Consider the following 26,839-nt stretch of genomic DNA (forward strand, 5'->3'; position numbering starts at 1 on the left):
TTCATTCTAGACATAGCGCCGTCTGGCGCCTAGCTGCCCATGACCATTGCGAATTCCCCGTACCAAGCCTTTGCCACCCTGCTGACGTCCAGCGGCCACAACGTCTCGCCTGCCGAACTGCACGGCCTGCTGCTCGGCCGCAGCTGCGCCGGTGCCGGCTTCAACGCCGACGAGTGGCTGATCGATGCCGCCGAACTTCTGGAAAACGAGCCACAGGACAACGTCCGCAACGCCCTGATCGGCCTGCAAGAGATGGTCAAGGGTGAGTTGACCGGCAGCGACGTCACCGTCGTTCTGCTGCTGCCGACCGATGACGCGCCCCTGGCCGACCGCGCCGCCGCACTGGGCCAATGGTGCCAGGGCTTTCTCAGCGGTTTCGGCCTGAACTGCCGCGACAGCAGCATGCTCAGCACTGAAGCCACCGAAGTGCTGCAGGATCTGGCGGCGATCTCCCAGGTGCAAGACGCTCTGGAAGAATCCGAAGACGGCGAAAGCGACTACATGGAAGTCATGGAATACCTGCGCGTCGCGCCGCTGCTGCTGTTCTCGGAAACCAGGAAAACCGACGTGCCGCCAGCCGCCAAGCCGTCGCTGCATTAATCGCGTGCCAGGGAAAGCCATCTGCCCATGACCCATATCCCCAAAGCGGAATACAGCCGTCGCCGCAAGGCCCTGATGGCGCAGATGGAACCCAACAGCATCGCGATCCTGCCCGCCGCCGCAGTGGCGATCCGCAACCGCGACGTCGAGCACGTCTACCGTCAGGACAGCGACTTTCAGTACCTCAGCGGTTTCCCCGAGCCGCAAGCCGTCATCGTCCTGATGCCCGGCCGCGAGCACGGCGAGTACGTGCTGTTCTGCCGCGAGCGCAATGCCGAACGCGAGTTATGGGACGGCCTGCGCGCCGGCCAGGAAGGCGCAATCCGTGATTACGGCGCTGACGACGCGTTCCCGATTACCGACATCGACGACATCCTGCCGGGCCTGATCGAAGGCCGCGACCGGGTGTATTCGGCGATGGGCAGCAACCCGGAGTTCGACCGCCATCTGATGGACTGGATCAACGTGATCCGCTCCAAAGCGCACCTCGGCGCCCAGCCACCGAACGAATTCGTTGCCCTGGATCACCTGTTGCACGACATGCGCCTGTATAAATCGGCGGCAGAAGTGAAGGTGATGCGCGAAGCCGCGCGGATTTCCGCTCAGGCGCATATCCGCGCGATGCAGGCCAGTCGGCCGGGACTGTACGAATACAGCCTCGAAGCCGAACTCGATTACGAATTCCGCAAGGGCGGGGCGAAGATGCCGGCCTACGGTTCCATCGTCGCCGCCGGGCGCAACAGTTGCATCCTGCATTACCAGCAGAATGACGCGCTGCTCAAGGACGGTGATCTGGTGTTGATCGACGCCGGTTGCGAAATCGACTGCTACGCCAGCGACATCACCCGCACCTGGCCGGTCAACGGCAAGTTTTCCGCCGAGCAGAAAGCGATTTACGAACTGGTGCTGGCCTCGCAGGAAGCCGCATTCGCTGAAATCGCCCCGAACAAAAACTGGAATCAGGCGCACGAAGCCACGGTCAGGGTGATTACCGCAGGTCTGGTCAAGCTCGGAATCCTGCAAGGCGAGGTCGATGAGTTGATCGCGACCGAAGCCTATAAAGCGTTTTACATGCACCGTGCCGGCCATTGGCTGGGCATGGATGTACATGACGTTGGCGAGTACAAGGTCGGCGGCGAATGGCGGGTGCTGGAGGTCGGCATGGCGCTGACCGTGGAACCGGGCATCTACATCGCCCCGGACAACCAGAACGTGGCAAAGAAATGGCGCGGCATTGGCGTGCGCATCGAGGATGACGTGGTAGTGACCAAGACCGGTTGTGAAATATTGACCAGCGGCGTACCGAAAACCGTTGCCGAAATCGAAGCGCTGATGGCGCAAGCACGGACACACGCGGCATGAGTCGAGTCAACCTGGCAATCATCGGTGGCGGCCTGGTCGGCGCCAGTCTGGCGCTGGCCTTGCAGGCCGGGGCCAAGGCCCGCGGCTGGAAAATCGTCCTGATCGAACCGTTCGCCCCCGGCGACAGCTGGCAGCCGAGCTACGACGCGCGTTCGTCGGCGCTGTCCTTCGGTTCGCGGCAGATCTATCAACGGCTGGGCGTGTGGCAGGAAATCTCCCGCCGCGCCGAGCCGATCAAACAGATTCACGTGTCCGACCGTGGCCGCTTCTCCACCGCCCGTCTGTCGGCGATGGAAGAGGGCGTGCCGGCCTTGGGCTACGTGGTGGAAAACGCCTGGCTCGGCCAGTGCCTGTGGCAGCACCTGGATAAAGACGTGATCAGCTGGCGCTGCCCGGCGGAAGTCACGCGCATGGAGCCGCTGCCTGACGGCTATCGCCTGACCCTCAATGATGAAACCACCGTCGAGTGCGATCTGGCGGTGCTGGCGGACGGCGGCCGTTCCGGTTTGCGCGAGCAACTGGGCATCAACGTGCGCAAGCGTCCGTACAACCAGAGCGCGCTGATCGCCAACATCACCCCGAGCGAATCACACAACGGCATGGCCTTCGAGCGCTTCACCGACGAAGGGCCGATGGCCTTGCTGCCGCTGCCGGACAACCGTTGCGCACTGGTCTGGACCCGCCTGGGCATGGATGCGCAACGCCTGGCAGACCTCAGCGAGCGCGATTTCCTCAGCGAACTGCAAGGCGTGTTCGGCTACCGCCTCGGCACCTTGAAACAGGTCGGCGCGCGGCATTTGTATCCGTTGTCGCTGGTCGAGGCCGAAGAGCAGGTGCGCTCGCATCTGGCCGTACTCGGCAATGCCGCGCACAGCCTGCACCCGATTGCCGGACAAGGTTTCAACCTGTCCCTGCGGGATGCTGATGCGCTGGCTGCCGCACTGCTCGCCAGCGACAAACCGCTGGGCGACTTCGCCACCTTGCAGGCCTATCGCGAGCGGCAGCGTCTGGATCAGGAACTCACCGTGGGCTTCTCCGATCAGGTCACCCGACTGTTCGGCAGCACCCAGCCGCTGGTCTCGCTGGGCCGCAACATCGGCCTGCTCGGTCTCGATCTGTTGCCACCGGCCAAGCGCTGGTTTGCTCGTCAGGCCATGGGGCTGGGGACGCGGCCGGATGCTTGAGCGGCGGGTCGGCACTTTCACTTTCAGCAGCGCGCCGCTAACTGGCGCGCTCGCTAAAACCTTTTACGAGCGGCGCATGCCGCCAGCGAGACAGGCTTAAAGCATGGAAATGCGCGCAGATCTGCTGATTGTCGGAGCCGGAATGGTCGGCAGCGCCCTCGCGTTGGCGTTGCAGGACAGCGGCCTGGAAGTGTTGCTGCTCGATGGCAGCCCGCTGAGCGTCAAACCGTTCGACGCCGCCGCGCCGTTCGAGCCGCGAGTGAGCGCCTTGTCGGCGGCCAGCCAGCGGATACTCGAACGCCTTGGCGTCTGGGACGGCATCGCCAAGCGCCGCAGCAGCCCCTACACCGACATGCACGTGTGGGACGGCAGCGGCACCGGGCAGATTCATTTCTCGGCGAGCAGTGTGCATGCCCAAGTGCTCGGTCATATCGTCGAAAACCGTGTGGTGCAGGATGCCTTGCTCGATCGCTTGCACGATTGCGATCTGGGCATGCTGGCCAACGCACGGCTGGAACAGATGCGCCGCTCCGGTGACGACTGGCTTCTGACTCTGGCCGATGGTCGGCAGTTGCGTGCGCCGCTGGTGATTGCGGCGGACGGCGCCAATTCGGCGGTGCGCCGTCTGACCGGCGTCGCCACCCGCGAGTGGGATTACTTGCACCACGCCATCGTCACCAGCGTGCGCAGCAGCAAGCCGCACCGGATGACCGCGTGGCAGCGTTTCACCGATCACGGGCCGCTGGCGTTTCTGCCGCTGGAACGTGACGGGCAGCAGGACTGGTGCTCGATCGTCTGGTCGACCACGCCGAGTGAAGCCGAGCGCCTGATGGCGCTGGATGAAGCGGCATTCTGTCGTGAGCTGGAGCGAGCCTTTGAAGGTTGCCTGGGCGAAGTCGTCAGTGCTGATCCACGGCTGTGCGTGCCTTTGCGTCAACGCCACGCCAAACGCTACGTGGCCGAAGGCCTGGCACTGATCGGCGACGCCGCGCACACCATTCACCCGTTGGCCGGGCAGGGTGTGAACCTGGGTTTCCTTGATGCGGCGGTGCTGGCTGAAGTGCTGTTGCAGGCGGCGGAACGCGGCGAACGGCTGGCGGATGTGAAGGTGCTGAGCCGCTACGAGCGCCGGCGCATGGCGCACAACCTGGCATTGATGGCGGCGATGGAGGGCTTCGAGCGTCTGTTCCAGGCTGACCCGTTGCCGGTGCGCTGGTTGCGCAACGCCGGATTGAAACTGGTGGAGCAGATGCCGGAGGCCAAGGCGTTGTTTGTGCGTGAGGCGCTGGGGTTGACCGGGGATCTGCCGGTACTGGCCAAACCCTGAGATCTGTTTGAGGCTGATGGGCCCTTCGCGAGCAAGCCCGCTCCCACATTGGAATGCATTTCAAGGGTGGGAGCGGGCTTGCTCGCGAAGGGGCCAGAACCGACGCCATGAATTTCAGCTTGTGCAACATCTGGTAACTCCTTGCCCAAGTGTTCGATTGAGCTGGTAAATGTGAGTCCTTATCATTTGGCCCACATTTTCCGACCGAGAGATCACTCCCATGTTGGCACCCAAGCGTCTCCTGACCGCACTGGCCCTGACCCTGATCGGCAGCACTGCCGCCCAGGCCGCCGACGAGGTGGTGGTCTACTCCTCGCGTATCGATGAGTTGATCAAACCGGTGTTCGACGCCTACACCGCGAAAACCGGGGTGAAGATCAAGTTCATCACCGACAAGGAAGCGCCGCTGATGCAGCGGATCAAGGCCGAAGGCGAAAACGCCACCGCCGACCTGCTGCTCACCGTCGATGCGGGAAACCTCTGGCAGGCCGAACAGATGGGCATCCTCCAGCCGTTTACCTCGAAGACCATCGACGCCAACATTCCCGCGCAATACCGCTCGTCCACCCATGCCTGGACTGGCCTGAGCCTGCGCGCGCGGACCATCGCTTACTCCACCGAGCGCGTTAAGCCGGGCGAGTTGACCACCTACGAAGCGCTGGCCGACAAGAACTGGGAAGGGCGTCTGTGCCTGCGCACGGCGAAGAAGGTCTACAACCAGTCGCTGACCGCGACCATGATCGAAGTGCACGGCGCCGAAAAGACCGAGAAGATCCTCAAGGGCTGGGTCAACAACCTGTCCACCGATGTGTTCTCCGACGACGTTGCGGTGCTGGAGGCGATCAACGCCGGGCAGTGCGACGTCGGCATCGTCAACACCTACTACTACGGTCGCCTGCACAAGCAGAAGCCCGACCTGCCGGTGAAACTGTTCTGGCCGAATCAGGCCGACCGCGGCGTACACGTGAACCTGTCGGGCATCGGCCTGACCAAGCATGCGCCGCACCCGGAAGCAGCCAAGGCGCTGGTCGAGTGGATGACTACGCCAGAGGCGCAAAAGATTTTCGCCGACGTCAACCAGGAATTCCCGGCCAACCCGGCAGTGAAACCTTCGGAAGAAGTGGCGGCGTGGGGCAAGTTCGTCGCTGACACCTTGCCGGTGGAAGTGGCGGGCAAGCGTCAGGCCGAGGCGATCCGGATGATGGATCGGGCGGGTTGGAACTAAAACCTGGTTATATCCTGTGGCGAGGGGATTTATCCCCGATCGGATGCGCAGCATTCGTAAAGGCTACGCCCGCGGTGTATCAGTACGCCTTGATTGACGACATTGGGGGTGCTTCGCACCCCATCGGGGATAAATCCCCTCGCCACAATTGGGGCTGGCATTACTCTTGCGCCAACCCACGATTTATTAGAGAACCCCCTTGGCCCACCCCGCCCAACGCCGCTGGTACCCCATCGTCCTCACCATTGCCGCGCTGGTGCTGTTGCCCCTGAGTGTCCTGCTGCTGTCGTGGCAGACCATCGATCAGCAGATCTGGTCGCACCTGTGGGAAACCCAGATGCCGCGCCTGCTGGGCAACACCCTGACGCTGGTGCTGGGCGTCGGCGTCGGCGTGACGCTGCTCGGTGTCAGCCTGGCGTGGCTCACCAGCCTCTGCGAATTCCCCGGGCGGCGCTGGCTCGACTGGGCGCTGATGCTGCCGTTTGCCATCCCGGCCTACGTGCTGGCGTTCGTCTTCGTCGGTCTGCTGGACTTCGCCGGCCCGGTGCAAACCCTGTTGCGTGAATGGTTCGGCAGCGGCTTGCGCCTACCACGCGTGCGCTCTACCGGCGGGGTGATTGTGGTACTGGTGCTGGTGTTTTACCCCTACGTCTACCTGCTGGCGCGCACCGCGTTTCTCGCGCAGGGCAAAGGCTTGATGGAGGCGGCGCGGGTACTCGGGCAATCGCCATGGCAGGCGTTCTGGCGGGTGGCGTTGCCGATGGCGCGTCCGGCGATTGGCGCCGGTGTGGCGCTGGCGCTGATGGAGACATTGGCGGATTTCGGTGCTGTTTCGGTGTTCAATTTCGACACCTTCACCACCGCCATCTACAAGACCTGGTACGGTTTCTTCAGCCTGCCGAGCGCCGCGCAACTGGCGAGCCTGTTGTTGCTGGTTGTGATGCTGGTGCTCTATGGCGAGCGGCGCGCCCGTGGCGCCAACCGGGCGAGCAACGAGCGCCCCAGGGTCAAGGCGTTGTATCAGCTGCGCGGGCTAAAGGCGTTCGCGGCGACCGGCTGGTGCACGTTGGTGTTTGCCTGCGCGTTCGTGATTCCGCTGCTGCAACTGCTCGTATGGTTCTGGCAGCGCGGGCGCTTCGACCTTGATGAGCGTTATGCCGGGTTGATTCTGCACACCCTGTACCTGGGTGGCATGGCGGCGTTGATCACCGTCAGCGTCGCGCTATTGCTCGCGTTTGCCCGACGTCTGGCGCCGACCCGGGCGATCCGCTCCGGGGTCAGTCTGGCCAATCTTGGTTATGCGCTGCCGGGTTCGGTGCTGGCGGTGTCGATCATGCTGGCGTTCAGTTATCTCGACCGCGAACTGGTGATTCCGCTGTCGGGCTGGCTCGGCGGCGCCGGCAAACCATTGCTGCTGGGCAGTCTGGCGGCGTTGCTGATGGCCTATCTGGTGCGCTTTATCGCGGTGGCCTACGGGCCCCTGGAAAACAGTCTGGCGCGTATACGGCCTTCATTGCCCGAAGCGGCACGTAGTCTGGGTGTCAGTGGGCCGCGACTGTTTTTCAAAGTGTATCTGCCGCTGTTGCTGCCCGGCACACTGAGCGCGGCGTTGCTGGTGTTCGTCGATGTGCTCAAGGAAATGCCCGCGACCCTGCTGATGCGCCCGTTTGGCTGGGACACGCTGGCGGTGCGGATCTTCGAAATGACCAGTGAAGGGGAATGGGCGCGGGCATCGCTGCCGGCGCTGACCCTGGTGTTGGTCGGCCTGTTACCGGTCATCGGCCTGATCCGCCGCTCGGCGCACCGAAACACTTAGTCGTCAGTCCTGAATCATGCGGCTACAATGCGCGGCATTCGGTGCGGTTCGTCTGACAGACCCGTTCGCTGAAATCGGCTGAAAGCCTTCTATTTCGAGGCTTTCACCCCGTACAGCGGCTGTCCGCACCTTCGCCACGCCCGGAAGGAGAAACCCATGGGACAGCGTACGCCTCTGTATGACCTGCATCTCGCCCTCGGCGCGAAGATGGTCGATTTTGGCGGTTGGGACATGCCACTGCATTACGGCTCGCAGGTCGAGGAACACCACGAGGTGCGCCGCGATTGCGGGGTGTTCGATGTTTCCCATATGACCGTTATCGACGTTGATGGCCCACAGGCCAAGGCCTGGCTGCAGCATTTGCTGGCCAATGACGTCGAACGCCTGCATCGCCCCGGCCGCGCGCTCTACAGCACGATGCTCAACGAACGTGGCGGCATCGTCGACGACATGATCGTCTATCGCCTCGAAGACCGTTATCGTCTGGTGTTCAACGCCTCCACTCGTGACCAGGATCTGGCGTGGATGCAGGCGCAGGTCGCCGGTTACGACGTGCATCTGCACGAGCGTCAGGATCTGGCGATGCTCGCCATTCAAGGCCCGCAGGCCCGGCAGAAGATTGCCGAACTGGTGACCCAGTCCCGCGCCGCACTGATCCAGCACCTCAAACCGTTCGAAGCCGAAGTCGATGGCGACTGGTTCATCGCCCGCACCGGTTATACCGGTGAAGACGGCCTGGAAATCGCCTTGCCGGCCGAGCAGGCGCCGGGATTTTTCAACGATCTGGTCGGTGCCGGCATTTCGCCAATCGGCCTCGGCGCCCGCGACACGTTGCGGGTCGAAGCCGGGATGAACCTCTATGGCCAGGACATTCATCAGGATGTCTCGCCGCTGGCGTCCAATATGGCCTGGAGCATCGCTTGGGAACCGGCTTCGCGGCAGTTCATCGGTCGCTCGGCCCTGGAAGCGGAAAAAGCCGCCGGCGTTGCGCACAAACTGGTGGGTCTGGTGCTTGAGGAGCGCGGTGTTTTGCGCGCCCATCAAGTGGTTCGTATCGCCGATGTTGGCGAAGGAGAGATCACCAGTGGTAGTTTCTCTCCTACGCTAAGCAAATCGATTGCCCTGGCGCGTGTACCGATGGCTACCGCCGACCGCGCCGAAGTGGAAATCCGTGGCAAGTGGTATCCGGTACGAGTGGTCAAACCGACCTTCGTGCGCCATGGTAAAACCTTGATCTGACCTTTTCCGGCGGGCCTGACCGCTGACAATTTTCTTGAGGACACCGAGCATGAGCAATATCCCCGCTGAACTGCGTTTTGCCGAAAGTCATGAATGGGCACGCCTGGAAGCCGACGGCACCGTTACCGTGGGCATCAGCGATCACGCGCAGGAAGCGCTGGGCGATGTGGTGTTCGTTGAACTGGCCGAAGTCGGCAAGGTGTTTGCTGCCGGTGAGGCTGCCGGTGTTGTCGAGTCGGTGAAGGCCGCGTCCGACATCTACTCCCCGATCGGCGGTGAAGTGATCGCGGTCAACGAAACGCTGGCTGACTCGCCGGAAGAGCTGAACAACGATCCGTACGCCGCATGGATCTTCAAGCTCAAGCCAAGCGACAAGGCCGAGCTGGACAAGCTGCTGGACGCTGCTGCCTACAAGGCTGCCATCGGCGAATAAGCAGACTGTAAGACTGCAAAAGCCCCGATCTCTCGGGGCTTTTTTGTAGGCGTCGATCAGGCGTCGCGCAATACCGCTTTCACTGCCGCCACCGAACGCTCGACGTCGTCCTTGGTCATGGTGGTGAACATCGGCAATGACACGATCAAGCGTCCAACGCGCTCGGCAACTGGCAACATGCCTTCCTTGAACCCGCGCTCGCGGTACAGGCTCAGCAAGTGGATCGGCGGGTAGTGATAGCCGATGCCGATGCCTTTGGCCTGCATCTGCTCCATGAACGTGGCGCGGGCCGGCAAGCCGTCCTTGCGCTCCGGCAGGACCAGTTGGAACAGGTGCCAGTTGCTCTGGGTAAAGTCCGCCGGTGGCAGTTGGGCGCCATAAGTCGCTTCAAAGTCATCGCCAAAACATTTGAAGTAGTGCCGGGCCAGTTCCTGACGATGGGCGGTCAGCGCCTCGATATGGGCGAATTGACCCAGACCGATGGTGGCGGCGATGTCGGTCATGTTGAACTTGCCACCGAGCACATCGACGTCCAGACCATCAAAGCCGTTGCGGGTCACGCCCTGCAGGCGGTACTTCTCCGCCAGCCGCGCCTCTTCCGGGGTGTTCAGCACCAGGCAGCCGCCCTCGGAGCAGGTGACGTTCTTGTTCGCCTGAAAGCTGAACGACACGAAATCGCCGGTGGCGCCGATGCGCTGGCCGTTCCAGCTCGAACCCAGGGCCTGAGCGGCGTCTTCGACGATACGCAGATTGTGTTTGCGCGCGATGGCATATAGCCGATCCATATCCACTGGCAGACCGGCGAGGTACACCGGAATCAGCGCTTTGGTGCGCGGGGTGATGGCCGCTTCCAACTGGTCCAGATCGATGTTGCGGGTCACCGGATCGATGTCGGCAAACACTGGTGTGGCGCCGACTTCGAGGATCACGTTGGCGGTGGCGACCCAGGAAATCGGCGTGGTGATCACTTCGTCACCCGGCCCGATGCCGGCGATGCGCAAGGCGATTTCCATGGTGCAGGTGCCGGAGTTGAAGGTGCGCACCGGGCGTCCGCCGAAGTATTCCGACAACTGTGCTTCAAAGGCCTGGACCTTCGGCCCGCTGGTGATCCAGCCGGAACGCAGCACATCGCCGACGGCGGCAATCGTGGCTTCATCAATGACAGGTTTGGAAAACGGCAGGAACGGCAGTTGGTTCATGAGGATTGGATCATCCGAAGGTTGGACGCCTGATGCAGGCGCTACAGCATGCCCCGGAACCCCCTCTGCCGCCAAGCCGTGCGCGTCGGGATCGGCTGCTATGCTGGTTTGACCGTGTTGCATTGACGCCGAGCGCCAGCCAAGAGAGAGCCCGTCATGTCCCAGTTGCCATCCTTGAGCCAGTTACGCGACCCCGAAGCCTTTCTGCGCCGCCATTTGGGCCCCGACGCCGCCGAACAACAGGCGATGCTCGACAGCCTCGGTCTGGGCAGCCGGGTCGAACTGATCGAGCAGACGGTGCCGCCGGGCATTCGCCTGAATCGGGCGCTGGACTTGCCGCCGGCCCTTGATGAGCAGGCGGCGCTGGCCAAGCTGCGCAGTTACGCCGAGCAGAATCAGGTCTGGACCAGCCTGATCGGCATGGGCTACCACGGCACGCTCACGCCGACGGTCATCCTGCGCAATGTGCTGGAAAATCCCGGTTGGTACACCGCCTACACCCCGTATCAACCGGAGATCGCCCAGGGCCGTCTCGAAGCGTTGCTGAATTTTCAGCAACTGACCATCGACCTCACCGGGCTTGAACTGGCCAACGCCTCGTTGCTCGACGAAGCCACCGCCGCTGCAGAAGCCATGGCGCTGGCCAAGCGGGTGGCGAAGTCGAAGAGCAATCTGTTTTTCGTCGATGAGAACTGTCATCCGCAAACCATCTCCGTGGTGCAGACCCGCGCCGAAGGTTTCGGCTTCGAGCTGATCATCGACGCTGTGGATAACCTCAACCAGCATCAGGTGTTCGGCGCGTTGCTGCAGTATCCCGACACTCACGGCGAGATCCGTGATCTGCGTCCGGTCATCGATCAGTTGCACGCGCAGCAGGCGTTAGCGTGTGTCGCCACCGATCTGCTGAGCCTGTTGCTGCTGACACCGCCGGGTGAACTGGGCGCGGACGTGGTGTTCGGTTCGTCCCAGCGCTTTGGCGTACCGATGGGCTACGGTGGCCCGCACGCAGCGTTTTTTGCCAGCCGTGAGGAGTACAAACGGGCGATTCCGGGACGGATCATCGGCGTGTCGAAAGACGCTCGTGGCAACGTCGCGTTGCGCATGGCCCTGCAAACCCGTGAGCAACATATTCGCCGCGAGAAGGCCAACTCGAATATCTGCACCGCGCAGGTGCTGCTGGCCAACATCGCCAGTTGCTACGCGGTGTATCACGGGCCGCAAGGCTTGAAACGCATCGCCCAGCGCGTGCACCGCTTGACCTGCATCCTGGCGGCGGGCCTTGAGCGCCATGGCATCCAAAGGATCAACGCACAGTTTTTCGACACCCTCACGCTGGAGGTTGGCGGCGCGCAGAGCGCGATCATCGACAGCGCCAAGGCTGCACAGATCAACCTGCGGATTCTCGGCCGTGGCCGAGTCGGCTTGAGCCTCGACGAGACGTGCGATGAAAACACGGTGGCCAAACTGTTCGACGTGCTGCTCGGTGCCGATCATGGTTTGAACGTCGACGACATTGACGCAGAAGCACTGGTTTCCGGCATTCCCGACCACCTGCAGCGCAACACGCCGTACCTGCGCCACCCGGTGTTCAATGCGCATCACAGCGAAACCGAGATGCTGCGCTACCTCAAGCAACTGGAGAACAAGGATCTGGCGCTTAACCAGTCGATGATCCCGCTGGGCTCCTGCACCATGAAACTCAACGCCACCAGCGAGATGATCCCGATCACCTGGCCGCAGTTCGCCAATCTGCACCCGTTCGCGCCACGGGAACAGGCGGTCGGTTACACCTTGATGATTGAAGAACTGGAGCGTTGGTTGTGCGCGATCACCGGGTTCGATGCGATCTGCATGCAGCCCAATTCCGGCGCTCAGGGCGAGTACGCCGGGCTGCTGGCGATTCGCAAATATCACGAGAGCCGGCAGCAGGGCGCGCGGGATATCTGCCTTATCCCCTCCTCGGCCCATGGCACCAACCCGGCCTCGGCGCAGATGGCCGGGATGCGCGTGGTGATCGTCGAGTGCGACGAGGCCGGCAACGTCGATCTGGACGACCTGAAAACCAAGGCTGCCGAGGCGGGGGACAAGTTGTCGTGCCTGATGGCGACCTATCCGTCGACCCATGGTGTGTACGAGGAGGGCATCAGCGAGATCTGCGAAGTTATTCACCAGCACGGCGGGCAGGTGTACATGGACGGCGCCAATCTCAATGCGCAGGTCGGGCTGGCGCGGCCGGCGGACATCGGCGCCGACGTGTCGCACATGAACCTGCACAAGACTTTCTGCATTCCCCACGGCGGTGGCGGGCCGGGCATGGGGCCGATCGGTATTCGTGCGCATCTGGCGCCGTTCGTTGCCAATCACCCGGTGGTGCCGATTGACGGCCCGCTGCCACAGAACGGCGCGGTCAGCGCGGCGCCGTGGGGCAGTGCGAGCATTTTGCCGATCAGCTGGATGTACATCGCGATGATGGGGCCGCAACTGGCGGATGCCAGCGAAGTGGCGATCCTCGCGGCGAACTATCTGGCGCAGCATTTATCCGGCGCATTCCCGGTGCTCTACACCGGGCGCAACGGGCGGGTGGCCCATGAATGCATTCTTGATCTGCGGCCGTTGAAGGCGCAGACCGGGATCAGTGAAGAGGACGTCGCCAAGCGCCTGATGGACTATGGTTTCCATGCGCCGACCATGTCATTCCCGGTGCCAGGGACGTTGATGGTCGAGCCAACCGAGAGCGAGTCCAAGGCCGAACTCGACCGGTTTATCGGCGCGATGCTGAGCATCCGCGCGGAAATCACCGAAGTGCAGAACGGCAACTGGCCGGCGGAAGACAACCCGCTCAAGCGCGCGCCGCATACCCTGGCGGATGTCACTGGAGTGTGGGAGCGGCCTTACAGCATCGAACAGGGCATCACCCCGGATGCGCACACCAAGGCGCATAAGTATTGGCCGGCGGTGAATCGGGTGGATAACGTCTATGGGGATCGCAATCTGTTTTGTGCCTGCGTCCCGGTGGACGATTACCGCTGAAGAGCAAAAGATCGCAGCCTTCGGCAGCTCCTACACTGATCCCTGTAGGAGCTGCCGAAGGCTGCGATCTTTTGATTTTTTTACTCGGAGGCCACTGCGTTCTTCGCCAGAATCGCATTCGCCAGTTCCATGTCCGTGGCCTGCAGGCCCGGATTGTCGGCGCGGACTTTCTGCATCGCTGCTTCCAGGTACGGCCCACGGATGCCGCCATCGCTGGCAACGAAGCTGCCGGCATCGTCCTGTGCGGCAACGATCAGCTTGTGATCCTTGAAGGTCAGGTAGGTCGAACCGGTGGTGGCGCCGGACGAAATGACGTTACGCCAAAAGCTGTCGGCCATCGCTGAACCAACGGGAAGGGACAGCAAGGCAAGGGTGGCGACAGCAAGTTTGAGACGCATGATTGAGTGACTCCTGGGGGTTAACTACGGCGTTGGATAACGATTCGCCAATCCGGTTCCGTAGTGGCCTATTTCTGCTCGCTTTGCGGCGTTACCCGCAGCACCTCTTCGAGGGTGGTCAGCCCCGCCGCAACTTTTTGCGCACCCGACAGGCGCAGGCTGCGCATGCCTTCCTTGAAGGCTTGCCGGCGGATGGCGGTGAGGTCGGTGTCGGGGGTGATGAGCGCTTTGAGGCTATCGCTCAACTGCATGATTTCGTAGACCCCGGCGCGTCCGCGATAACCGGTGTCGCGGCACTCCAGACAACCGATAGCACGTTGCGCATTGCCCGGCAGCGGCGCCTGCCACGGGCGGGTCAGGGTCTGCCAGTCTTCCTCTTCCAGCGTCAGCGGCGCCTTGCAGTGCGGGCACAGGGTGCGCACCAGACGCTGGGCCATGACCCCGAGCACCGTGGCTTTGATCAGATAGTGCGGCACGCCGAGTTCCAATAGCCGACTGATCGCGCTGGGGGCATCATTGGTGTGCAGGGTCGACAGCACCAGGTGGCCGGTGAGTGCCGCCTGAATCGCCATTTCTGCGGTTTCCAGGTCACGGATCTCGCCGATCATGATGATGTCCGGGTCCTGCCGCATCAGCGCACGCACGCCGGCGGCGAAACTCAGGTCGATGTTGTGCTGGACCTGCATCTGGTTGAACGCCGGCTCGACCATTTCGATCGGGTCTTCGATGGTGCAGAGGTTGATCTCCGGCGTCGCCAGTTTTTTCAGTGTGGTGTAGAGCGTGGTGGTCTTGCCCGAGCCGGTTGGTCCGGTGACCAGAATGATGCCGTTAGGCTGGCGGGTCATGTCCTGCCAGCGGCGCAGGTCGTCGGCGGAAAAGCCCAACTGATCGAAGTCCTTGAGCAGCACTTCCGGGTCGAAGATCCGCATGACCATTTTTTCGCCAAACGCGGTGGGCAGCGTTGAGAGCCGCAGCTCCACCTCGCCGCCGTCCGGGGTTTTGGTCTTGACCCGGCCGTCCTGGGGTTTGCGCTTCTCGGCGACGTTCATCCGCCCGAGGCTTTTCAGGCGGCTGACGATCGCCATGGTCACCTGCGGCGGGAATTGATAGACGTTGTGCAACACGCCATCGATGCGAAAGCGCACGGTGCCCTGTTCGCGGCGCGGTTCGATATGGATATCACTGGCGCGCTGCTGGAAGGCGTACTGGAACAGCCAGTCGACGATGTTGACGATGTGCGCGTCGTTGGCGTCCGGCTCCTGATCGCTGGCGCCGAGGTTGAGCAGTTGTTCGAAGTTGCCGAGGTTGCCGCTCTGCGCGTCGGCATTGCTGGCGCCGCTGACCGATTTGGCGAGGCGGAAGAACTCGACGCTGAAGCGCTGGATATCTGCCGGGTTGGCGACCACCCGTTTGATCGGCAGCTTCAGCACATGGGTCAGGTCAGCCTCCCAACCGGTGACGTAGGGCTGGGCGCTGGCCACGACCACCGCATCGCGGTCGACCGCCACCGCAAGAATCTTGTGGCGCTTTGCAAAGGCGTAGGACATCAGTGGAGTGATGGCCGCAACGTTGATCTTCAACGGGTCGATGCGCATGTACGGCTGGCCGGCCTGCTGCGCCAGCCACAGGGTCAGGCTTTCCAGGTCCAGATGTTTGCCCGGACGGCTGAGGTCATCCAATTGCTGGCTGGCGATGAACTCCAGCGGATGTTGCTGGCCGTGGGTCGCATGGCGGCGGCGGGCGTTGAGCGCCTGCTCCGCCGAGTCCTGGCTGATAAAACCCTGGGCGACCAGTTCACGCAACACATCGTTGAGATCCAGCCAGCGGTCCTGAGTGGCGAGTTGAACGGACATGCGGGCTCCTTTTGAACGACTGTGCGCAAAGGATAGTCGTGGCCCCGCAGACCGTTGGGCCACTACCCGACAAAGCCGTTGCCGGATTTGTCAGCCGGCCGCCTGGGCCGGCGCAGCCCACGCCGTGTCGGCGTCTTGCAGGTTCACCGAGCAGACGCTGATCAGGTTACGAAGTTTTTCCGCAATCACCTGGGCGCGATGCCAGCTCAGACCATCAATGACGATATCGATCGACAGCAGATCGTCGAGCCGCTCGACGTGGACCTGTTGCGGCGTGAGGAATTGCAGCGCAAACAGATTCAGCACCCGCACCAACAGATCCGGCTCGGCTTCGGCGAGCAACTGATAACGCGCACAGCAGTGCGCGTTGTTGACGTTCCACACATCGGCGCGGGGCGCAGGGGTATTCACGGCTTCGAGGTGAGGCATGTCCGGTCTCCAGAGTCAGTGGAGGAATTTTTACATTCGGTGTCGGGCATTTCTTGTCTAAGATGAGCGGATTCGCGGATTGCTCGACTGGAACGATTCGCAAAATGATCATTTTGAGGATTGATTATGCATAGCGAGCTGGACAGCTACGACCGGCGGATTCTCGCCCTGCTGCAAGAGGACGCGTCACTGTCCAGCGCGCAGATCGCCGAGCAGGTGGGACTGTCGCAGTCGCCGTGCTGGCGGCGGATTCAGCGGATGAAGGAGGAGGGGATCATTCGCGGGCAGGTGACCTTGCTTGATCGCAAGAAGATCGGCCTGAACACGCAGATCTTCGCCGAGATCAAACTCAACGCCCACGGGCGTTCGAACTTCACCGAATTCACCGAGGCGATTCGCGGTTTTCCGGAAGTGCTGGAGTGTTATGTGTTGATGGGCGCGGTGGATTTTTTGTTGCGGATTGTCGCGGCGGACATCGAGGCGTATGAGCGATTCTTCTTCGAAAAGCTGTCGCTGGTGCCGGGGATTCAGGAGGTGAACTCGATTGTGGCGCTGTCGGAGATCAAGTCCACAACAAGCTTGCCTGTCTGAGGTAAGGCAGATGGCCTCTTCGCGAGCAGGCTCGCTCCCACAGGGGATTGCATTCCAATGTGGGAGCGAGCCTGCTCGCGAAAGCGGTTTTACATGCGCAGCAGCATTTTCCACGCGCGATTCTGATAAACCGCAATCGCCTGCTGTTTGCGCGCATCGAGCAGTTCGTCAGTGATCGTCGGCTCGTTGGCCAGTTGCGCCAGTTTGTTCAGCTCGCCGTACAGGCGATCCATTTCCGGGATCTCCAGCACGTTACGCGCGTGGTGCAGCCAGACCTGGATGCGTTCGATGCGCGGCAGTTGCTCGGCCAGATCTTCCGGCTGCTGCTGATAGCGCTGCAGTTGCAGGGACGTGGCTTCTTCGCCGAGCATGCGCGGCAGCCAGCTGTGCAGTTGCGCGGCGCCCTGACGATTGCCGCGGGTGTTGCGCTCGGCGGCCCAGGTGCGGGCCAGCAGCCAGCGCGAAACAGTCAGCGAGAACAGGCCCCAGCGTGGGTCTTCCAGTTCTTCGAGGAATTGCTCCGGCGCGGCCTTGCGTACGTCTTCGTCTTCGATACCGACCTGAACCAGTGGGCGCCAGTCTTCCAGCAGTGCATCCAGCGCCACGCGCAGGTCGTGAGTGGCCGGACGCGGTGCGGCCTGGCCGAGGCTGCTGAGCAGGGCGCGCATTTCCGCGAGGTTCTCGACCCAGTCCTGCAGCAGGCGCCAGTGGCCGTTGAAGCGATACTGTTCGGCCAGACGCTGGCTGCTGCCGAGCAAGTGCCAGGCCAGCGCGGCGAAGGCGTCGTCGAGTTGGGTTTCCGGGGTCAGTTGCGGCGCCGGCAGGCTCAGCGAGTAGCTGTTGGCGTCGTACAGACGGTAGCCGCGTTCGGCCTTGCTGATGTCGCACGGCATCAGGGCCAGGGTTTCGGCCAGTTCGGCGGCCAATTCCAGCAACGCGGCAGGCTCACCTTCGCGCAGTTCCAGTTCCAGCTCGCAGATTTCTTCTTTCTGTTTGCCGACCACCACGTGACCGAGGTCCAGCGCGGCTTCGATCACCACTTTGGCCTTGCCGCGGCCCCAGGCGATTTCCGCGCGCTCGCGGACGAAATCGGTGGTGAAGATCGGCTTCAGGGTTTTCTTGTCGAGCTCGGCCAGCGACTCGGGCCAGCATTCGCCGTCGAGTTTCTTCACGTCGAGCTTGGCTTTGGGCAATTTCCAGTCGTACTCATTACGCTCGGACAGACCGGCAACACTCTGACCACGGGTCTTGAGGGTCTGAATTACTTCGTCACCGTCCTTGCGCAGACGCAGGGCGACTTTGGCTTGAGCCAGATCGCGCTCGGGGGTGTCGAAGTACTGGTTCATCAACTCACGGCGTTCCCAGCCATTTTTGTTGCGTTTTTTCAGTAGCGGGTGCTCGCGCAGGGCCGCGAGGGTTTCGCGGCTGACGCGGAGTTTGATTTCGGTTTCTTTCTGCATGGCCGGAAAATCCAGGATCGGGAGCGCAGCCGGGGGAATGTGTGGCTGCCAAGGCCGTGCAGTGTACAGGACTGATCCGTCCTACGCCCTGCGGCGGTTTATTCCGAGCGCCGGATGGCTCTATGATGGACTCCAAATCGGGAGTTGGAGTCAGCGATGCCTTTGCCATCCATGCAAGACCAGTTCGCTGCACTGATCGCCGCACCATCGGTCAGTTGCACCCAACCGAGCCTGGATCAGTCCAACCGGGCGGTGATCGATTTGCTTGCCGGCTGGCTGGGGGATCTGGGCTTCAGCTGCGATATCCAGCAGGTCAGCCCCGGCAAATTCAACCTGCTCGCCAGTTTTGGCAGCGGGCCCGGCGGCCTGGTGCTGGCCGGGCACAGCGATACTGTTCCTTATGACGATGCGCTGTGGCAGACCGATCCGCTGAAACTCACCGAAGTCGATGGTCGCTGGGTCGGCCTGGGCAGTTGCGACATGAAGGGCTTTTTCGCCCTGATCATCGAAGCCGTGCAGCCGCTGCTCGAGCAACCGTTCAAGCAACCGCTGCTGATCCTCGCCACCTGTGATGAAGAGAGCTCGATGTCCGGTGCCCGGGCGCTGGCCGAGGCCGGCAAGCCACTGGGCCGTGCGGCGGTGATCGGCGAGCCGACCGGGCTCAAACCGATCCGCATGCACAAGGGCATCATGATGGAGCGCATCGATATCCTTGGGCAGAGCGGCCATTCGTCGGATCCGCGTCTGGGCCACAGCGCCCTCGAAGCGATGCACGATGCCATTGGCGAACTGCGCGGTTTGCGTCTGCTATGGCAGCGTGAATTCAACAACCCGCAGTTCAGCGTTCCACAGCCGACCATGAACTTCGGCTGTATTCATGGCGGCGACAACCCGAATCGCATTTGCGGCCAGTGTTCGCTGGAGTTCGACCTGCGTCCGCTGCCGGGCATGGACCCGAAAATTTTGCGTGCGGAGATTCTGCGCAAGCTCAACCCGGTGGCCGAGCGGCATCAAGTGAAGATCGACTACCAGCCATTGTTCCCGGAAGTGCCGTCGTTTGAGCAGGCCGAAGACGCTGAATTGGTGCGCATCGCTGAAAAGCTCACCGGTCATAGTGCCGAAGCAGTAGCGTTCGGCACCGAAGCGCCTTATCTTCAGCGCCTTGGCTGCGAAACCATCGTGCTCGGCCCTGGCGACATCGCCTGTGCACACCAGCCCGGCGAATACCTTGAAATGTCACGTTTGCAGCCTACCGTGCATCTATTGCGGCAGTTGATTGAACATTATTGCCTGACAGCTGACGAACGATGATCAACCCCTGTGGGAGCGAGCCTGCTCGCGAAAGCGCCATTCCAGACACCTCAATGTCGACAGATACACCGCTTTCGCGAGCAGGCTCGCTCCCACAGGGGGGACGGTGTTTTGTCAGATCAAACGCTGTAAATTGCCAGCACCCCAACCCGTATTCATGAGGAGAGCGCGCGTGTCGCCAAGCCTGTTCCGACGATAACCATCAGCCCGCTGTGCGTTTTCCGTTTCGCCCTTTTTTCGGCTGCTATTTATTACAGGCCCAGGTTCATGCCCGAATACGTCAATTGGCTTCGTCACGCGTCCCCTTACATCAATGCCCACCGCGACTGCACCTTCGTCGTCATGCTGCCCGGCGACGGCGTGGAGCATCCGAACTTCGGCAACATCGTCCACGACCTCGTGCTGTTGCACAGCCTCGGCGTGCGCCTGGTGCTGGTCCACGGTTCGCGCCCGCAGATTGAAACCCGCCTCGCTGCGCGCGGCCTGACCCCGCACTACCACCACGGCATGCGCATCACCGATGCGGCAACGCTGGAGTGCGTGATCGACGCGGTCGGTCAGCTGCGTATCGCTATCGAAGCGCGGCTGTCGATGGACATGGCCTCGTCGCCGATGCAGGGCTCGCGCTTGCGGGTGGCCAGCGGCAACCTTGTGACCGCGCGGCCGATCGGCGTGCTCGAAGGCGTCGACTATCACCACACCGGTGAAGTGCGCCGGGTCGATCGCAAAGGCATCAATCGTCTGCTCGACGAGCGTTCGATCGTGCTGCTGTCGCCGCTGGGCTACTCGCCGACCGGGGAAATCTTCAACCTCGCCTGCGAAGACGTCGCCACCCGCGCCGCCATCGACCTCGGTGCCGACAAGCTGCTGCTGTTCGGCGCCGACCTCGGTCTGATCGACGAGAACGGCAAACTGGTGCGCGAACTGCGTCCGCAACAGGTGCCGGCGCATCTGGCGCGTCTGGGCAACAACTATCAGGCGGAGCTGCTGGATGCCGCCGCCGAGGCTTGCCGTGGCGGCGTGGCGCGCAGCCATATCGTCAGTTATGCCGAAGACGGTGCGCTGCTGACCGAACTGTTCACCCGCGACGGTGGCGGCACACTGGTCGCGCAAGAGCAATTCGAGCTGGTGCGCGAGGCGGCGATTGAAGACGTCGGTGGTTTGCTCGATTTGATCAGTCCGCTGGAAGAGCAGGGGATTCTGGTACGTCGTTCGCGCGAGGTGCTGGAGCGCGAGATCGAGCAGTTCAGCGTGGTCGAGCGCGAAGGGATGATCATCGCCTGTGCGGCGCTGTACCAGATTGCCGATTCGGATGCCGGTGAGCTGGCGTGCCTGGCGGTGAATCCGGAGTACCGTCACGGTGGTCGCGGCGATGAGCTGCTGGAGCGCATCGAGACCCGTGCCCGGGCGCAAGGGTTGAAAACCCTGTTCGTCCTCACCACCCGCACGGCGCACTGGTTCCGCGAGCGCGGGTTCGAACCCAGCAGCGTCGAGCGCCTGCCGGCGGCGCGGGCGTCGCTGTACAACTATCAGCGTAACTCGAAGATCTTCGAAAAGACCCTCTGAAGATTAGCGAAGGACTTTTGTGGCGAGGGGATTCATCCCCGATGGGCCGCGCAGCGGCCCCCGCTTCAGCAAAAGCAGGGGACTGCTGCGCAGTCCATCGGGGATGAATCCCCTCGCCACCTATTCAATTGTTTTCGGTTACAAACTTCGCACTGACGTACGGCGAGTAGTCCGGCAGCACCGTCTCGACCTTGCCTTGTTCCTTCAAAAACTTCGCCGTCTCACCAATCGCCTTCGCCGTACCGCCTTCCAGCAGTGCAGTTGATTGCTGCGCCTTGGCATCAGGGAACGCCGAACCGGCGAGCAATTCCGGCACGTCGGCGGCATTGGCACCCGTCAGTTTTGCGATTTTCTGCACCGGCGCCGAGTCCGCTGTCCAGCTGTCTTTATGGCTGGCGTAATCGGCAAACGCGTCTAGAGTGACCTTGGCAAACTTGGCCACCACCTCAGGATGCTTCTCGGCGTAATCCTTGCGCGCGACCCAGACTTCGAAGGTCGGTGCGCCCCATTGGCCGACTTGAGCGGCATCGGTCAGGGTCTTGCCGGTCTTGCGGATTTCCCCCAGCGCCGGCGACCAGACGAACGCGCCATCGATATCCCCACGCTTCCAGGCTGCTGCGATTTCCGCCGGCTGCAGGTTCACCACTTTGACTTTGCTGGTGTCCAGACCCCAGTGCTTGAGTGCGCCGAGCAAGCTGTAGTGGGAGGTGGAAACAAAGGGCGTGGCGATGGTCTTGCCGACCAGGTCCTGCGGGGTGTTGATCCCGCTGCCATTGCGCACCACCAAGGCTTCGGCGGCATTGATCTGCGCCGAAACAATAAAGGCAACAATCGGCAGGTTTCGCGAAGCCGCGGCGGCCAACGGGCTGGAACCGAGGTTGCCGATCTGCACATCGCCGGAGGCAATGGCTGTCACAACTTCCGGGCCACTATTGAAGCGTCGCCAGTCGATCTTCTGGCCGATGGTTGTTTCGTAAGTACCGTCGGCCTGGGGGACTTTGCTGGGGTCGATCCCGGTTTGATAACCGATGGTGAGGTTGGCAGCCTGCGCGGAAAAACAAATCAGCGCCGACACACAAACTGTAACAAATTGACTAGATAGTGCGCGTTTAGCCATCATGGCGTCGCCTTTTCGATAGGGTTTGACGAATTGGGGTTGCGCCAAAGCTAATCGATATAAAAAAAGGCTAACAAATACCATTTAGGAATGAGCTTAGTCGCCGATACGTTGTATCCGGGCGAGGATGGCGAGATAGTGGCCATATTCCCGAATGATATGAAAAAGAATGAATAAATTCTTTTTGGGTTTATCAGGAAATCTTTACTCTGCACGGACCAAATCACTGCGATTAGACCTTGGTCGTAGACACACAAGGTTACGATTGACTTGTCAGTCACGGTCTGGCGCTAATCGCGCATCTTAGGATCCAGGGCATCAGACCCCGGGCCAGGAACACAAGAATTAGAAACGAGAGGAGCTTTACATGAACAAGTCCACCTTGGCCCTGGCTGTGGCCGTAGGGGTTATGGCGCAGCAGGCAGGCGCCGCCGGTTTCATCGAAGACAGCAAGGCCACTCTGGGCTTGCGCAACTTCTACATCAATACTGACAACCGTGACAGCGACGTCAACGCTCCTGCCAACAAGCGTGCAGGCGTGCAGAGCAAGCAAGAAGAATGGGGCCAAGGCTTCGATCTGCGCTTCATCTCCGGTTACACCCAAGGCACTGTGGGTTTCGGTATCGATGCGATCGGCCTGTTGGGTGTGCGTCTGGATTCCGGTGGTGGCACTAACGGTGCTTCCCCGGCGACACCGACTAACTACGGTTCCTACGGCGGCACTGTTTTCCCAAGCAAATCCAATGGTGAAGCGGTTGATAACTTCTCCAGCCTGGGTCTGACCGCCAAGGCCAAGATCTCCCAGACCGAACTGAAGCTGGGTACTTTGCAGCCTAAAAACCCGGTTATCGTCACCAACGATGGTCGTCTGTTGCCGCAAACTTTCCAGGGTGGCCAGATCACTTCGGGCGAGATCAAGGATCTGACCCTTGTGGGCGGCCAGATCGAGCACGTAAAAGGTCGTAACTCCAGCAACAACGAAGAACTGTCGATCGCGGGTGCCAACGGCCGTACTGCGTCTGGCCGTGACAGCAACAAGTTCATCTATGCCGGCGGTGACTACAAGATCACCAAAGATCTGACCGCTCAGTACTACTACGGCAATCTGGACCAGTTCTACAAGCAACACTTCCTGGGCCTGGTTCACAACTGGGCAATCGGCCCGGGCGTATTGAAGTCGGACTTCCGTTACTTCAACAGCCGTGACGATGGCGCTAACGGTCACGATGCCAACTATTTCACCTCCGGTGATTACGGTACTGGCGTTACCAAAGGCAAAGTCGACAACAACCTGTACAGCGGCCTGTTCCTGTACACCGTTGAAGGTCACACCTTCGGTGGCGGTTATCAGGTCAGCAACGGTAACAGCGACTTCCCGTGGCTGAACCAGGGTGACGGTTCGTCGAACTACACCATTACCGACATGCAGATCCAGAAGTTCGGCCGTGCTGGCGAGCGCACTTGGCAGGCTCGCTACTCGTATGACTTCGCTAAAGTGGGCATCCCTGGCCTGACAGCCGGTCTGATTTACCTGCGTGGCGATAACATCGATACCACCGGCAAAGTTGGTTACAACCAAGTTACCGTCAACGCCACTGGCCGCTCCGAATGGGAACGCGACCTGACCGTTGGTTATGTCGTACCAGAAGGTCCGCTGAAGAACCTGGGCCTGATGTGGAAAAACGCTACCTGGCGCAACGATATCCCAGGTCAGCGCGACCAGGACGAAAACCGCCTGATCGTCAGCTACTCGATCCCGCTGCTGTAATAGCGCGTTCAAGCTGTTGATGTAAAAAAAGCCCCGTCCGGCATCGCGCCGGACGGGGCTTTTGCATTTTCGGGTCAGGGCTCACCCCCGTAAGCCTGGCCCGAAATTCCCCTCTTTTGCAGCTACTCAAGGCCTTCTCGAACCTTGAGAGCGATGTTCGTCGCGATGCGGGCGAGCGTCCAGTGAACGATGTTTAATATTCCTTTAGATTCTAGATATCTATTTATTTATTCTTTTTCATGATGGCGAATCACGAGCTACAGTTGAGTTCTCCAATAACTCATCAGGAGCAGCACCATGAGCCTCAGACTCGGCGACATCGCCCCCGACTTCGAACAGGATTCCAGCGCCGGCAAGATTCGTTTCCACGAGTGGCTGGGCGATAGCTGGGGCGTGCTGTTCTCCCACCCGGCCGACTTCACCCCGGTGTGCACCACCGAGCTGGGCTTCACCGCCAAGCTCAAGGATGAGTTCGCCAAGCGCGGCGTCAAAGCCATCGCGCTGTCGGTCGACCCGGTGGACTCGCACCACAGGTGGATCGAAGACATCAACGAAACCCAGAACACCATCGTCAATTTCCCGATCCTGGCCGATGCCGACCGCAAGGTGTCCGACCTCTACGACCTGATCCACCCCAACGCCAACGACACCCTGACCGTGCGCTCACTGTTCGTCATCGACCCGAACAAGAAGATTCGCCTGACCATCACCTACCCGGCGAGTACCGGGCGCAACTTCCACGAGATCCTGCGGGTGATCGATTCGCTGCAGCTCACCGACAACTACAAGGTGGCGACTCCGGCCAACTGGCAGGACGGTGAGGAGGTGGTGATCGTGCCGTCGCTCAAGGACGAGGAAGAGATCAAGCGGCGCTTCCCCAAAGGCTATCGCGCGGTGAAACCATACCTGCGCCTGACGCCGCAGCCGAACAAGTGAATCAGTGAGATTGGCGGTGTAGCCACCACCGTCATCGCGAGCAGGCTCACTCCTACATTCGAAATGCGTTCCCCTGTGGGAGCGGGCTTGCTCGCGAAGGCGTCGGCCAAGCCGACACAAAATCCAGAACCACAAAGCAGGGGATTTCAGGCCGTTTTCACGGCCTGTTTTTTTGCCCGGAACAAAGCAAATCGCATATCTCTTAAACGCATAACCAAATGAATAAATATGATTTATGGATATATAAATCAGCTGGTAAGGTCACTCCCATCGAAGCGAGATCGCAACCCGCGAATCGCCTGCAACGCTTAAGGAATTGTCTCAATGCTGGTCGTCTCACTCGGTGGCAGTCCCAGCCAGCGCTCCCGCTCAGGAGTGTTGCTTGAGCGCTCGCAACGCTGGTTGCAGGCGCAAGGGGTGGAAGTGGTGAGTTATCAGGTGCGGGACTTCCCGGCCGAAGATTTGCTCCACGCCCGCTTCGACAGCCCGAAGGTGCTCGACCTGCTGGCGCAGATTGAAAACGCTGACGGTCTGCTGATCGCCACGCCGGTGTACAAGGCGTCGTTTTCCGGGGCGCTGAAGACCGTACTCGATCTGCTGCCCGAACGCGCCTTGAACCACAAGATTGTTCTGCCGATGGCCACCGGCGGCAGCATCGCCCACATGCTGGTGGTCGATTACGCGCTCAAGCCCGTGCTGTCGGCATTGAAAGCCCAGGAAATGCTCCAGGGCATTTTCGCCGAGGACAGCCAGATCGCTTATGGCGAAGGCAGCGCCCAGGCGCAACTGGCGCCAGCGCTGGAACAGCGTCTGCATGAAGCGCTGGATCAGTTTGTCACTGCCATGGCTCGTCGGCCGAAACCGCTGGAGCCGGGCCTGTTGAATGAACGTTTATTGAGTGCTCGCTGGAGCATTTGAGCCTTACCCGAATTTGCTCCACTCACCTTACTCAGCCGCTAACGGCCAAGCAGGTGCAGCCAAAACCCAACAGCAAAAAGGAGAGCGCTATGCGCACTGTATTTTTGCGTCGTGGTCTGGTCGCTCTGTTTGCTGCGGCTGTGTCCTTCGGCGCCATTACTCAAGCTCAAGCCGAGACATTGCGGATCGGTTATCAGAAGTACGGCACGCTGGTGCTGCTCAAGGCCAAAGGCACTCTGGAAAAGCGTCTGGCCGCCCAAGGCGTGGACGTGCAATGGACTGAATTCCCCGGCGGCCCTCAGCTGCTCGAAGGCCTGAACGTCGGCTCGATCGACTTCGGCGTGACTGGCGAAACCCCACCGGTATTCGCTCAGGCTGCCGGCGCTGATCTGCTCTACGTCGCCTACGAACCGCCAGCGCCGAACAGCGAAGCGATCCTCGTACCGAAAGACTCGCCGATCAAATCGGTGGCGGATCTGAAGGGCAAGAAAGTCGCCCTGAACAAAGGCTCCAACGTGCACTACCTGCTGGTGCGCGCACTGGAAGACGCCGGTCTCAAATACTCCGATATCCAGACCGTGTTCCTGCCGCCGGCCGATGCCCGCGCTGCGTTCGAGCGTGGCAGCGTCGATGCCTGGGTGATCTGGGACCCATACCAGGCCGCTGCCGAGCAACAGTTGCAAGCGCACACCCTGCGTGACGGCAAAGGCATCGTCGACAACCATCAGTTCTACCTCGCGACCAAACCTTACGCGCAGAAAAATCCCGAGGTGATCAAGACCCTCGTCGAAGAAGTGCGCGCTGTCGGCGAGTGGTCCAAAGCCAACCCTGAAGACGTGACCCAACAGGTCGCGCCACTGCTCGGCCTGCCGGCGGACATCACCCTGACCTCGGTGAAACGCCAGGGCTACGGTGCGCTGTTCCTGACCCCGGAAGTGGTCGCCGCACAACAGAAAATCGCCGACACCTTCTACCAGCTCAAGCTGATTCCCAAGCCGTTGAGCATCAAGGATGTGATCTGGACACCTCCGGCCGCTGTGGCCCAAAGCTCGGTTAGCCAAACCCAGTAAATCGAAT

General features: G+C 61.3%; 22 protein-coding genes. 16 read left to right on the forward strand and 6 right to left on the reverse strand.

Translation table 11 applies throughout. From position 1 onward, the window contains the following. Positions 1 to 39: 39 nt before the first annotated feature. The 8 genes from AC3WMV_RS19740 to gcvH all read left to right on the forward strand — a co-directional run bounded on the left by AC3WMV_RS19740 (position 40) and on the right by gcvH (position 9,186). Entirely contained in the window at positions 40 to 600 is a 561-nt protein-coding gene (locus AC3WMV_RS19740; RefSeq protein ID WP_103368192.1) for a YecA/YgfB family protein, read from the forward strand. Between the two features lie 27 nt (positions 601 to 627). Next, on the forward strand, positions 628 to 1,962 hold the full coding sequence (gene pepP, locus AC3WMV_RS19745) for a Xaa-Pro aminopeptidase (protein ID WP_103368193.1): 1,335 nt from the start codon (positions 628 to 630) through the stop codon (positions 1,960 to 1,962). Then, on the forward strand, positions 1,959 to 3,146 hold the full coding sequence (ubiH, locus tag AC3WMV_RS19750; protein ID WP_103368194.1) for a 2-octaprenyl-6-methoxyphenyl hydroxylase: 1,188 nt from the start codon (positions 1,959 to 1,961) through the stop codon (positions 3,144 to 3,146). Before pepP ends, ubiH begins: the two co-directional genes overlap by 4 nt. A 109-nt stretch (positions 3,147 to 3,255) precedes the next feature. Continuing rightward, a complete protein-coding gene (locus AC3WMV_RS19755; protein WP_178085242.1) occupies positions 3,256 to 4,473 on the forward strand; it encodes a 2-octaprenyl-3-methyl-6-methoxy-1,4-benzoquinol hydroxylase in 1,218 nt (405 codons plus the stop codon). 220 nt (positions 4,474 to 4,693) lie between these two features. Next, complete coding sequence (locus tag AC3WMV_RS19760; protein ID WP_096796138.1) at positions 4,694 to 5,698, forward strand: extracellular solute-binding protein; 1,005 nt, start codon at positions 4,694 to 4,696, stop codon at positions 5,696 to 5,698. 199 nt (positions 5,699 to 5,897) lie between these two features. Continuing rightward, the gene (locus AC3WMV_RS19765; protein ID WP_103368196.1) at positions 5,898 to 7,514 is read left to right on the forward strand and encodes an ABC transporter permease; all 1,617 of its coding nucleotides are present in this window, start codon (positions 5,898 to 5,900) and stop codon (positions 7,512 to 7,514) included. 156 nt (positions 7,515 to 7,670) lie between these two features. Continuing rightward, positions 7,671 to 8,753, forward strand: a complete 1,083-nt coding sequence (gcvT, locus tag AC3WMV_RS19770) for a glycine cleavage system aminomethyltransferase GcvT (protein ID WP_103368197.1) — start codon at positions 7,671 to 7,673, stop codon at positions 8,751 to 8,753. Positions 8,754 to 8,802: 49 nt separating this feature from the next. Further along, complete coding sequence (gcvH, locus tag AC3WMV_RS19775; protein WP_027610498.1) at positions 8,803 to 9,186, forward strand: glycine cleavage system protein GcvH; 384 nt, start codon at positions 8,803 to 8,805, stop codon at positions 9,184 to 9,186. A gap of 56 nt (positions 9,187 to 9,242) precedes the next feature. Here gcvH and AC3WMV_RS19780 read toward each other — a convergent pair whose 3' ends face one another. Then, positions 9,243 to 10,385 (reverse strand): DegT/DnrJ/EryC1/StrS family aminotransferase, encoded by a 1,143-nt coding sequence (locus tag AC3WMV_RS19780; protein ID WP_096796140.1) that lies wholly within the window; start codon positions 10,383 to 10,385, stop codon positions 9,243 to 9,245. A 156-nt stretch (positions 10,386 to 10,541) separates the two neighbouring features. On the opposite strand from AC3WMV_RS19780, the gene gcvP reads away from it, so the two are divergent. Then, positions 10,542 to 13,415, forward strand: coding sequence for an aminomethyl-transferring glycine dehydrogenase (gene gcvP / locus AC3WMV_RS19785; protein WP_103368198.1), 2,874 nt, complete (start codon positions 10,542 to 10,544; stop codon positions 13,413 to 13,415). 80 nt (positions 13,416 to 13,495) lie between these two features. Here gcvP and AC3WMV_RS19790 read toward each other — a convergent pair whose 3' ends face one another. The 3 genes from AC3WMV_RS19790 to AC3WMV_RS19800 all read right to left on the reverse strand — a co-directional run bounded on the left by AC3WMV_RS19790 (position 13,496) and on the right by AC3WMV_RS19800 (position 16,095). Further along, positions 13,496 to 13,816 carry a DUF2388 domain-containing protein gene (locus AC3WMV_RS19790; RefSeq protein WP_169843014.1) on the reverse strand — a complete coding sequence of 107 codons (321 nt, stop codon included), beginning with the start codon at positions 13,814 to 13,816 and terminating at the stop codon, positions 13,496 to 13,498. A 65-nt stretch (positions 13,817 to 13,881) separates the two neighbouring features. After that, positions 13,882 to 15,666 (reverse strand): type IV pilus assembly ATPase TfpB, encoded by a 1,785-nt coding sequence (tfpB, locus tag AC3WMV_RS19795; protein WP_103368199.1) that lies wholly within the window; start codon positions 15,664 to 15,666, stop codon positions 13,882 to 13,884. A gap of 90 nt (positions 15,667 to 15,756) precedes the next feature. After that, positions 15,757 to 16,095, reverse strand: a complete 339-nt coding sequence (locus tag AC3WMV_RS19800; protein WP_103368200.1) for an ACT-like domain-containing protein — start codon at positions 16,093 to 16,095, stop codon at positions 15,757 to 15,759. A 126-nt stretch (positions 16,096 to 16,221) separates the two neighbouring features. On the opposite strand from AC3WMV_RS19800, the gene AC3WMV_RS19805 reads away from it, so the two are divergent. Continuing rightward, complete coding sequence (locus AC3WMV_RS19805) at positions 16,222 to 16,686, forward strand: Lrp/AsnC family transcriptional regulator (RefSeq protein WP_027610503.1); 465 nt, start codon at positions 16,222 to 16,224, stop codon at positions 16,684 to 16,686. An 89-nt stretch (positions 16,687 to 16,775) separates the two neighbouring features. Here the strand turns inward: AC3WMV_RS19805 and AC3WMV_RS19810 are convergent, their stop codons facing one another. Beyond that, complete coding sequence (locus AC3WMV_RS19810; protein ID WP_103368201.1) at positions 16,776 to 18,146, reverse strand: CYTH domain-containing protein; 1,371 nt, start codon at positions 18,144 to 18,146, stop codon at positions 16,776 to 16,778. A 156-nt stretch (positions 18,147 to 18,302) separates the two neighbouring features. On the opposite strand from AC3WMV_RS19810, the gene argE reads away from it, so the two are divergent. Then, the gene (argE, locus tag AC3WMV_RS19815; protein WP_103368202.1) at positions 18,303 to 19,457 is read left to right on the forward strand and encodes an acetylornithine deacetylase; all 1,155 of its coding nucleotides are present in this window, start codon (positions 18,303 to 18,305) and stop codon (positions 19,455 to 19,457) included. A 267-nt stretch (positions 19,458 to 19,724) separates the two neighbouring features. After that, the gene (argA, locus tag AC3WMV_RS19820; protein ID WP_007967974.1) at positions 19,725 to 21,023 is read left to right on the forward strand and encodes an amino-acid N-acetyltransferase; all 1,299 of its coding nucleotides are present in this window, start codon (positions 19,725 to 19,727) and stop codon (positions 21,021 to 21,023) included. A 124-nt stretch (positions 21,024 to 21,147) separates the two neighbouring features. Here the strand turns inward: argA and tauA are convergent, their stop codons facing one another. Next, positions 21,148 to 22,143 (reverse strand): taurine ABC transporter substrate-binding protein, encoded by a 996-nt coding sequence (gene tauA / locus AC3WMV_RS19825; protein ID WP_103368204.1) that lies wholly within the window; start codon positions 22,141 to 22,143, stop codon positions 21,148 to 21,150. A gap of 364 nt (positions 22,144 to 22,507) precedes the next feature. Between tauA and AC3WMV_RS19830 the strand changes: the two genes are divergently transcribed. The 4 genes from AC3WMV_RS19830 (at position 22,508) to AC3WMV_RS19845 (ending at position 26,832) form a co-directional block, all read left to right on the forward strand. Beyond that, positions 22,508 to 23,908, forward strand: coding sequence for an OprD family porin (locus AC3WMV_RS19830; RefSeq protein ID WP_103368205.1), 1,401 nt, complete (start codon positions 22,508 to 22,510; stop codon positions 23,906 to 23,908). Between the two features lie 297 nt (positions 23,909 to 24,205). Further along, positions 24,206 to 24,844, forward strand: coding sequence for a peroxiredoxin (locus AC3WMV_RS19835; protein WP_103368206.1), 639 nt, complete (start codon positions 24,206 to 24,208; stop codon positions 24,842 to 24,844). A gap of 324 nt (positions 24,845 to 25,168) precedes the next feature. Continuing rightward, positions 25,169 to 25,762 carry an NADPH-dependent FMN reductase gene (ssuE, locus tag AC3WMV_RS19840; RefSeq protein WP_098966158.1) on the forward strand — a complete coding sequence of 198 codons (594 nt, stop codon included), beginning with the start codon at positions 25,169 to 25,171 and terminating at the stop codon, positions 25,760 to 25,762. An 89-nt stretch (positions 25,763 to 25,851) separates the two neighbouring features. Then, positions 25,852 to 26,832, forward strand: a complete 981-nt coding sequence (locus AC3WMV_RS19845; protein ID WP_103368207.1) for a sulfonate ABC transporter substrate-binding protein — start codon at positions 25,852 to 25,854, stop codon at positions 26,830 to 26,832. Positions 26,833 to 26,839: the final 7 nt, after the last annotated feature.

This window comes from Pseudomonas sp. FW305-3-2-15-E-TSA4, assembly GCF_058787295.1.

Bases quoted from the DNA above. Each gene is read 5' to 3' on its own strand.
- pepP (WP_103368193.1), top strand. From the start codon at position 628: ATGACCCATATCCCCAAAGCGGAATACAGCCGTCGCCGCAAGGCCCTG.
- gcvT (WP_103368197.1), top strand. From the start codon at position 7,671: ATGGGACAGCGTACGCCTCTGTATGACCTGCATCTCGCCCTCGGCGCG.
- AC3WMV_RS19810 (WP_103368201.1), bottom strand. From the start codon at position 18,146: ATGCAGAAAGAAACCGAAATCAAACTCCGCGTCAGCCGCGAAACCCTC.
- gcvH (WP_027610498.1), top strand. From the start codon at position 8,803: ATGAGCAATATCCCCGCTGAACTGCGTTTTGCCGAAAGTCATGAATGG.
- argE (WP_103368202.1), top strand. From the start codon at position 18,303: ATGCCTTTGCCATCCATGCAAGACCAGTTCGCTGCACTGATCGCCGCA.
- tauA (WP_103368204.1), bottom strand. From the start codon at position 22,143: ATGATGGCTAAACGCGCACTATCTAGTCAATTTGTTACAGTTTGTGTG.
- AC3WMV_RS19755 (WP_178085242.1), top strand. From the start codon at position 3,256: ATGCGCGCAGATCTGCTGATTGTCGGAGCCGGAATGGTCGGCAGCGCC.
- AC3WMV_RS19845 (WP_103368207.1), top strand. From the start codon at position 25,852: ATGCGCACTGTATTTTTGCGTCGTGGTCTGGTCGCTCTGTTTGCTGCG.
- AC3WMV_RS19835 (WP_103368206.1), top strand. From the start codon at position 24,206: ATGAGCCTCAGACTCGGCGACATCGCCCCCGACTTCGAACAGGATTCC.
- AC3WMV_RS19780 (WP_096796140.1), bottom strand. From the start codon at position 10,385: ATGAACCAACTGCCGTTCCTGCCGTTTTCCAAACCTGTCATTGATGAA.
- tfpB (WP_103368199.1), bottom strand. From the start codon at position 15,666: ATGTCCGTTCAACTCGCCACTCAGGACCGCTGGCTGGATCTCAACGAT.
- AC3WMV_RS19800 (WP_103368200.1), bottom strand. From the start codon at position 16,095: ATGCCTCACCTCGAAGCCGTGAATACCCCTGCGCCCCGCGCCGATGTG.
- AC3WMV_RS19760 (WP_096796138.1), top strand. From the start codon at position 4,694: ATGTTGGCACCCAAGCGTCTCCTGACCGCACTGGCCCTGACCCTGATC.
- ubiH (WP_103368194.1), top strand. From the start codon at position 1,959: ATGAGTCGAGTCAACCTGGCAATCATCGGTGGCGGCCTGGTCGGCGCC.
- AC3WMV_RS19830 (WP_103368205.1), top strand. From the start codon at position 22,508: ATGAACAAGTCCACCTTGGCCCTGGCTGTGGCCGTAGGGGTTATGGCG.
- ssuE (WP_098966158.1), top strand. From the start codon at position 25,169: ATGCTGGTCGTCTCACTCGGTGGCAGTCCCAGCCAGCGCTCCCGCTCA.
- AC3WMV_RS19805 (WP_027610503.1), top strand. From the start codon at position 16,222: ATGCATAGCGAGCTGGACAGCTACGACCGGCGGATTCTCGCCCTGCTG.
- gcvP (WP_103368198.1), top strand. From the start codon at position 10,542: ATGTCCCAGTTGCCATCCTTGAGCCAGTTACGCGACCCCGAAGCCTTT.
- argA (WP_007967974.1), top strand. From the start codon at position 19,725: ATGCCCGAATACGTCAATTGGCTTCGTCACGCGTCCCCTTACATCAAT.
- AC3WMV_RS19740 (WP_103368192.1), top strand. From the start codon at position 40: ATGACCATTGCGAATTCCCCGTACCAAGCCTTTGCCACCCTGCTGACG.